The organism is Phytobacter massiliensis JC163 (assembly GCF_000321045.1).
GTDB lineage: Bacteria > Pseudomonadota > Gammaproteobacteria > Enterobacterales > Enterobacteriaceae > Phytobacter_A > Phytobacter_A massiliensis.
Window position 1 is genome coordinate 199,316 of record NZ_HE578946.1, and the last position, 3,295, is coordinate 202,610.

A 3,295-nucleotide genomic window follows, 5' to 3' on the forward strand; every position below is an offset into this window, starting at 1 on the left:
CCCGGCGGGCGTCCAGCTCCAGCGCCACATCGCAGCCGCCAATCAGATGCACCGTTTTCCCGGCGGCGCGCAGCGGCTCCGCCAGCGACTGCCGCGGCTCCTGGCCTGCGCACAGCACGATATTATCCACGGCGAACAGGTGTGGCTCGCCGCCAATTCGCACATGCAGCCCCTGGTCATCGATTTTCTCGTAGCTCACCGCCGCCACCATCTTCACTCCGCGGGCCAGCAGCGTCGCCCGGTGGATCCAGCCGGTGGTTTTGCCCAGCCCTTCGCCAGGCTTACTGGCTTTGCGTTGCAGCATCACAATCTGGCGCGGGCTTTTTGGCAGCTGCGGCCCCTCCGGGCGCAGGCCGCCCACCTCATTGAGGCTGGTGTCGATGCCCCATTCCACACAGAACTCGGCAATATTCTGGCTGGTGGGATCGCCCGGCTGGCTGAGGTACATCGCCGTATCAAACCCGATGCCGCCGCAGCCGACAATGGCGACGTTCTCGCCCACCGGCACTTTATCGCGCAGCACATCGAGATAGCTGAGCACTTTGGGATGCGCGATCCCCGCGATCGCAGGCGTGCGCGGCTCAATGCCGCTGGCGAGGATCACCTCGTCAAACGACGTCAGGCTATCTGCCGTGACCCACTGGTTCAGCCGCAGATCGACCCCGGTTATCTCGATCATTCGCCGGTAGTAGCGCAGCGTCTCATAAAACTCCTCTTTGCCGGGGATCTGTTTGGCGATATTAAACTGGCCGCCGATCTCCGCCTGCGCGTCAAACAGCGTCACGCGATGGCCGCGCAGGGCGGCGTTAACGGCAAATGCCAGCCCGGCAGGGCCAGCGCCCACCACCGCCAGCGTTTTTTTATTCTCCGCCGGGCGCAGGGGCATTTTGGTTTCATGGCAGGCGCGCGGGTTAACCAGGCAGGAGGTCACTTTCCCTGCGAAGATCTGGTCGAGGCAGGCCTGGTTGCAGCCAATACAGGTATTGATCTCATCCGCCCGGCCATCGCGCGCTTTCGAGAGGATCTCCGCGTCGGCGAGGAAAGGGCGAGCCATCGAGACCATATCCGCATCGCCACGGGCGAGGATCGCTTCCGCCACCTGCGGATCGTTGATGCGGTTGGTGGTGATAAGCGGTACGCCGACCTTGCCTTTAAGCTTGCGGGTGACCCAGCTAAACGCGCCGCGCGGCACCGGGGTGGCGATAGTGGGGATGCGCGCCTCATGCCAGCCGATGCCGGTGTTGATAAGCGTCGCGCCTGCCGCTTCCACGGCCTGTGCCAGCTGCAGCGTCTCTTCAAACACGCCGCCGCCTTCCACCAGATCCAGCATCGACAGGCGATAGATAATGATAAATTCCGCCCCGACCCGTTCCCGCACGGCGCGCACCACCTCGATGGCAAAGCGCATGCGGCGGGCGTAGTCGCCGCCCCATTCGTCGCTGCGCTGGTTAGTGCGGGCGGCGAGAAATTCATTGATCAGATAGCCTTCCGAACCCATCACCTCTACGCCGTCGTATCCCGCCTGCTGCGCCAGCTGCGCGCAGCAGGCGAAGTCATCAATCAGCGCCAGGATCTCATCATGGCTGAGCTCATGGGGCGTGAAGCGGTTAATGGGCGCGCGGATGGCCGACGGGGCCACCAGCTGCGGCTGGTAGCTGTAGCGCCCGGTGTGCAGGATTTGCAGGGCGATTTTGCCCCCTTCCTGATGTACGGCGCGAGTGATGAGCTGATGATGCGGCAGCTGCTGCTCGTCGTTAAGTACCGCGCCGCCTTCCATGGTGACGCCGCTGAGCGCGGGGGGCCACGCCGCCGGTGACAATCAGCGCCACGCCGTGCCGCGCCCGCTCGGCATAGAACGCCGCCAGCCGGGCTGGGGCCGTCCGGGCGCTCTTCCAGCCCGGTATGCATCGAGCCCATCAGCACACGGTTTTTAAGGGTGGTAAACCCCAGATCAAGCGGGGCAAATAACGACGGGTAGTGGCTCATCTCGCTTCCAATGTAAAATTTTTGTTATGTGGTCGGATGAGTTGTAATTTAGCGTTTGCCGGGTAAAAGGGAAAAGGGGAATGCAGTGATTGTGATGGGATTCAAAGAAAGGCGTGCCCTCGCCCTTCACCCCTCACCCCGGCCCTCTCCCCAGAGGGGAGAGGGGGAAGGGCAGATCGTTCCTGACTGTTCCCTCTCCCTTAGGGGTGAGGGGAAGTCTGCGCTGAGGGCCTACGCACCAGCCCCGGCGCCTGCCACATTGACGTGGTCAGGCCGCTGTCCACCAGCCCAAGCTGTTCAGCATAGACCGCTTGCCACTTCTGCATCATGCCGTCGTACAGCTCCCGGTGGGCAGGGTTAGGGGTGAACTCCCGGCTCCACTGCACCAGCCGTTCGCCGGTGGCGGCCATGTCGTCATACAGCCCGGCCCCCACGCCCGCGGCAATCGCGCAGCCCAGCGCGGTGGCCTCTTTGACCTCCGGTACCCGCACCGGCAGGCCGGTAACGTCGCTTAATATCTGGCTCCACAGCGCCCCTTTCGCGCCGCCGCCTGCGAACACCAGGCTGTCGAAGCGCGCGCCGGAAAAGCGGGAAATCTGCGCCAGGTTGCAGGCGGAGACAATCGCCGCGTTCTCCTCCAGCGCCCGAAACAGGGTGGCTTTGTTGCACTTCTCCGGGTCGATGGAGAGGTTGATAAACGACGGCGCGGCGTGATACCACTGCTTGAAATGCATGGCGTCTGAGAAGATGGGCATGACGCCGTGGGAGCCTGCCGGTACGCGGCTGGCCATCTCTTCCAGCAGCGAGTACGCGTCCATGCCCATCCGTTCGGCAATCAGCTTCTCCTCGGCGCAGAAGGCGTCGCGGAACCAGCGCATCGTCAGCCCGGTAAAGAAGCTGATCGACTCCGCCTGGGCCATGCCGGGAATAACGTGCGGGTTAACGCGGATGTTCATCTCAGGATCGGTACGCACCTGCGGCAGGTTCACCACCTGCTGCCAGAAGGTGCCGCCAAGCACCGCCGTCTGCCCGGCACGCACCACTCCCAGCCCCAGGCAGCCAAGCTGCACATCGCCGCCGCCCATCACCACCGGCGTCCCTTCGCGCAGGCCGCTCTGTTGCGCTGCGTCATGGGTCACGGCGCCCAGCAGGGTGCCGGTCTCTTTAACCGGCGAGAGGATATCGGCGCGCAGCCCGGCCATATCCAGCAGTGCGGGACGCCAGTCGCGGGTAAAGAGATCAAGCATGCCGGTCGTCCCGGCGTTCGAAGGATCGACCGCCAGCCAGCCGGAGAGTTTTGCCGCCAGCC

The 3,295-nt window shown here is 64.1% G+C and carries 1 protein-coding gene and 1 pseudogene; both read right to left on the bottom strand.

Annotated features, from left to right (window positions below; translation table 11 throughout):
• Positions 1 to 1,986, bottom strand: a pseudogene (locus ENTHG_RS11405) (oxidoreductase); the annotation flags it as partial.
• Between the two features lie 200 nt (positions 1,987 to 2,186).
• Positions 2,187 to 3,295, bottom strand: a 1,109-nt coding sequence (gene lsrK / locus ENTHG_RS11410; RefSeq protein ID WP_044179782.1) for an autoinducer-2 kinase, incomplete at its 5' end; no start/stop codon positions are given.